The sequence below is a fragment of the Kitasatospora sp. NPDC056651 genome (genome assembly GCF_042792155.1).
Classification (GTDB): domain Bacteria; phylum Actinomycetota; class Actinomycetes; order Streptomycetales; family Streptomycetaceae; genus Kitasatospora.
In genome coordinates this window covers 42,615-47,093 of sequence record NZ_JBHTWX010000070.1, presented here as the reverse complement: position 1 = coordinate 47,093, position 4,479 = coordinate 42,615, and the positions used below count along the sequence as shown (strand labels likewise).

Sequence of the window (4,479 nt, the reverse complement as noted above, 5' to 3'; positions counted from 1 at the left end):
GGTCCAGCACCCCGTCGCCGTGGCGGTCCAGATACGCGGTCAGCTCCCGGCCGCGGGGGGGGGGGGGGGGCCCCGGGGGGGGGGGGGGGGGGGGGGGGGGCGGGGCCCGCCCCCGCCTCGGCTGCCAGGAAGGCGAGGACGGCCAGGGCGAGCATGGCGAGGGTGATGTGGCGATGCCACGAGGTGAAGTGCCGGACCTGGTAGTGGTCGAGTCCGACCTGTCCCTTGGCCGCCTGGAAGCACTCCTCGATCGACCAGCGCACGCCGGCCACTCGTACGAGAGTGGCCAGCGGCACCTGGACTGGGGTGAAGCACAGGTAGAACGCGAGTTCGCCGGTGGCGGGGTGGCGGCGGACCAGGAGCTGTCGGCGGCTGCCGTCGCCGTCCAGGGCGATCCACGCCCACCGGTAGATGCGCGGGCCCTTGGCGCCCGCCCCCGCACTGCGCTGCTGCCAGACCGCATCGGGCAGATGGGCCGCTGCCGTGTCGGCGCGGACACGGGTCCGGCCGTTGTTGATGCGTACGCGTGTGGCGCAGGAGACCGCGAGGACGTAACCGACGCCGCGATCCTCCAACTCCGCACGCAGGCCTGGGTCCTGGCCGTAGACCTCATCCCCGGTGACCCAACCGGCGGGGGTGCCCGCGTCCAGCGCGGCGGCGATCATCTCGCGTGCGAGCTTCGGCTTCGTGGCGAACACGGCGTGCTCGGGTATCCCAGCCTCCTGGCGACGCCGCGCATCGGCGCACCAGCTCTCCTCTGGCAGGTACAACCGCCGGTCGATCAGCGCCCGCCCGCGCGGGGAGGCGTAGGCGAGGAACACACCGATCTGGCAATTCTCGATACGCCCGGCCGTTCCCGAGTACTGCCGCTGGACCCCGGCCGAGCATTCGCCCTTCTTCAGGAACCCGGTCTCGTCCACGATCAGCACCCCGTCCGGGTCGCCCAAGCGCTCGATGACCATGCCGCGCAGATCACCCTGGACCGCGTCCACGTCCCAGCGGGCCGAACGTAGCAGCCGCTGCATGGTGTCCGGCCGGTCATGACCGGCCTGTTCAGCCAGTGACCAGCAGTTCTTCCGTTCGATGCCCGACAGAAGTCCGGTCACGAAGGCCGTTGCCGCAGCGCGGGGTTCAACGCGGGCGAAACGGCCCGCCACCTTGGACATCACCTCCCCGAGCACTGCCCGCCACCGCTCAGGGTCTACTCTGTGGCTCGCGGCCACCGTCCGATCTTGAAGAGTCCACACACCTCACCAAGATCATTCGGTGGCCGTTCCAGTTCCAGCCCCGACCTGCGAGATCACGAAGTGCGGCTGGAGTACTAGCCCTGACTCACCGCCACGAGCTCATCCTCGCAGGGGTCGACCAACACTCGGGCTGACCAGGCCGAGTTTCCAGATCGGTTCGGCGATATAGCCACCAAACGTGATTGGATCACCAGGCTTCGGCCTCGTACACACCAGCAGCGGGGCAAGGCACAGTATGTCCGCTTTCAGCACCCTCACCAAGGCCTCGCTCGTCATCTGGCTTCGCTCATAATCGCTATGAGACGGCTATTGGCCAGCGACGTACTACGTTAGACCCGTCCTCCCACCCTGGCAGTCCGCCCATCCGCTGAAGAGGCTCGGCTCCTCCAGCGGACGAACGGGAATCGCGGCTACCTCGTTTCCGAGTTCCGCTGCGGCATCGGCGCATCGAAGACGTCGACGACGAACTCCGAGGTGCCGCTGCCCTCGTAGTCGATGTCACGGTGGCTGTGGAGCAGCGTGTGGACCCTCACCCAGCGGCCCTCGGCGCTGGCTCTGGCCGCCACGCCGAGGGCAGCACGAACGGGCCCCAGCCCTGGGTGCGGTTCCTTGCTCGTCCAGGTCTCCAGGAGCTCGACCTCCGCGGGGAGCTCCCACGAGCGCGGCTCGGCGCTGGCGGGCACCGATACCTCGTCGTTGCGGAGCTGGACCACCCAATCGACATCGCCATCGCTGTCGCGCTCGTTCGACATGCGGATTCCCAGGCCGATCGCGTAGGCGCCTTCGAGGTAATCTTCGAGCTCGTCATCGATCCGGCTGAAGTACACAGCCTCGCGGATGATCTCGATCGGCCCGAAGCCGGTGAAGGCTCCCATCTGCGGCGGGCATTTTTCCTTGAGGTACTGCTTCGTGGCCATCTGCACGGCCTTGGGGAGGTAGTCCAGTACTACCTGCAACGCGGTGTCGTCGCGGTCCGCCAGGTAGTTGTTGAGGGATCCGACGAGCTGGTCGGTGTGGCGGAGGTCGTCGCCTCCGAGCGTGGTGACCGCCTCCAGACGGTCGTAATCACGGGGCTCCTTGCGGAGGGCGAAGACCCTGCTCCGCCCGGGGCTCGTGTGTGCGATGAACGAGTTGATCACTGTTCGGTCCTGTCAGACGTCTCATGAGCAGTGCCACTGCGCAGGATCGTGCATCAGCGTCACCACAGGGATAGGGAGAGTCCGCACAGTGACGTGTCGCCCGGACTACAGGTCCGTTCGCATGGTCGACCAGGCGGGGCCGTCAGGCCCGGCACTGAAGCCCGGGCCTGCATCGCGAGGGCAACTTACCACGGGATCGCAGCACTCCCAAAGCGCTGTTCATGAAGCAGTTTTGGGTCTCCTGGTCGCCCCCGTAGCGGCCGGCCAGCGTAGAGGAGAGCCCGTGGCTTCGCAGTTCATGACCGTCAAGCAGACCGCAGAACATCTGAACATGTCCGTTCAGTGGGTCTATCGCGAGGCGGCCAAGGTCGGCCTCGTCCCGTACCGCTTCGGGAGCGGACGCAATGCGAAGTTGCAGTTCAAGGTCACCGAGGTCAATGCCTGGGTGAAGCAGCAGCGAATGTCCGGCGGTTGATGTCGGGCGGTAAAGGACATGGGGCCCTGTTCGCCGGCGAACAGGGCCCCACGCGCTTCAGGCTGCGAGGCCGAGGTCGAGGACCTGGGCGGCGTGCCCGATGGAGCCGGGCATGAGGTGGCGGTAGATCTTGAAGGTGACGTCGATGCTCTTGTGCCCCATCCACTCGGCAACGTCGGTGATCGGGATGTTGTGGCTGAGGCAGTTCGAGGCGAAGAAGTGGCGCAGGCCGTAGAGCGTCATGCCGTCGGGGATGTCGACGTCGCCAGTCCGCTTGATCCGGTCCCACTGGTTCTGCAGGTAGTAGGACGGGTACGGCTTCGAGATGTCCAGTGGGTGGCGGAGCAGGTAGCCGTCCATGGTGCCGTAGGTGTCCGCGTACGACAGCAGGCTGAGCCGGGTCCGGGTCGGCAGCGGGACGTCCCGGTAGACACCCGGCTTGCGGTGCTTGAGCGGCGCGTAGTCCTTGGTGGTCTGGTTGACCTGCTCGGTGACGCGGTAGACGTCGTCGGCCACGATGTTGTTGACGTTGACGGCCAGGGCCTCGCCGTTGCGCAGCCCGCAGCCGCTCATCAGCTCGGCGACGAGGTTGAAGGTGTCGTCGCCGGCTTCGCGTATCGCGCCGAGTTGGACGAGCGAAGGGATGACCGCGCGCTTCGGGTCGTACTGAGGCGGGGTGACCCCGTCAAAGGGGTTCTCCGGGTAGAGGCCGAGGCGGTGGGCGTCGAGCAGGATCGCCTTGAGCTTGTCGAAGGCGTTGGCCTGGGTGGCCAAGCCAACGCCGTTGCGCTCCATGGTCTGGATGAAGGCGTCGACGACCTTGTGGTCGAAGGTGGCCATCCGGCGGCTGTGGAAGGCCGGGTAGAGGTGGTGTTCGAGGAGCGAGTCGAGGTGCCGCAGCGACGCCGGGGCGAGCGCGCGCTGGCCGGCCTTCCACTCCTCGGTGTACGTCCCGAAGTTCATCGCGCCGTACTTGCGGTTGCGCTCGGCCTTGCTCTGGCTCCAGGGGTTCTCCCGCTTCGCCCGGTAGATCTCGGTGAGCCGGTCGATCGCCTTGTCCTGGGTGGCGAAGCCGGACTCCTCGGTCTGCCTCCCGGAGGCGTTGCGGAACCGGATCACGTAGGTGTGCGGGCACTTCGACCACCGCGCCTGCGGGTGCTCGCAGGTCTTGAAGAAGGTGCCCATGCCGCGGGCCAGGGTCCTCGGGGCCATCGTCTGCGCTCTCCATCCCGTCCGATGCTGACGTTTTGCTGAGCGCAGATGGTCCGCCACATCCCTGACCTGGGAAGAAACGCAAATCACGTGGTATGTGGTGGAACTTCATCGGGCGGTCCCACGAGGACATCGCCCAGGCCCGCGAGGAGTGGCAGGCCGCCGCCGACCGCTTCGGCGCCGTCGAGGGCTACCCGGGCGACCGCCTGCCCGCCCCGGAGCTCCCGGGAATCCCCCTCAAGCCCCGGGGAAACGTGCGCTGACCTGCGCGTCAGGCGATCGGGGGTGCGGGGGGCCGGGCCCCCGCACGCCCGCCCCCCAACCCCCCCGGGCCCCCCCCCCACCCCCCCCCGCCGCCCGCGCGTCCCCCCGGGGCCCAAGGGCCCGGTGGTCACAACGCGTGGGG

Annotated in this window: 4 protein-coding genes and 1 pseudogene; 2 read left to right on the top strand and 3 right to left on the bottom strand. The window is 67.9% G+C overall.

Going from position 1 to position 4,479, the window contains the following annotated elements; all coding sequences use genetic code 11:
• Nucleotides 1-1,166 (bottom strand): IS701 family transposase (locus ACFRAR_RS25190; RefSeq protein ID WP_380700445.1); only part of this gene is annotated, 1,166 nt, incomplete at its 3' end.
• A gap of 491 nt (nt 1,167-1,657) precedes the next feature.
• Nucleotides 1,658-2,386: a hypothetical protein gene (locus ACFRAR_RS25185; protein ID WP_380700444.1), complete on the bottom strand. Its 729-nt coding sequence runs from the start codon at nt 2,384-2,386 to the stop codon at nt 1,658-1,660.
• Nucleotides 2,387-2,669: 283 nt separating this feature from the next.
• On the opposite strand from ACFRAR_RS25185, the gene ACFRAR_RS25180 reads away from it, so the two are divergent.
• A complete protein-coding gene (locus tag ACFRAR_RS25180; protein ID WP_380700443.1) occupies nt 2,670-2,861 on the top strand; it encodes a helix-turn-helix domain-containing protein in 192 nt (63 codons plus the stop codon).
• Nucleotides 2,862-2,918: 57 nt separating this feature from the next.
• Here the strand turns inward: ACFRAR_RS25180 and ACFRAR_RS25175 are convergent, their stop codons facing one another.
• Nucleotides 2,919-4,073: a tyrosine-type recombinase/integrase gene (locus ACFRAR_RS25175; protein ID WP_380700442.1), complete on the bottom strand. Its 1,155-nt coding sequence runs from the start codon at nt 4,071-4,073 to the stop codon at nt 2,919-2,921.
• Between the two features lie 95 nt (nt 4,074-4,168).
• Here ACFRAR_RS25175 and ACFRAR_RS25170 point away from each other — a divergent pair.
• Nucleotides 4,169-4,336, top strand: a pseudogene (locus ACFRAR_RS25170) (pirin family protein); the annotation flags it as partial.
• Between the last annotated feature and the right edge of the window lie 143 nt (nt 4,337-4,479).

Coding starts and splice junctions, on each gene's coding strand:
- ACFRAR_RS25175 (WP_380700442.1), bottom strand. CDS start 4,073: ATGGCCCCGAGGACCCTGGCCCGCGGCATGGGCACCTTCTTCAAGACC.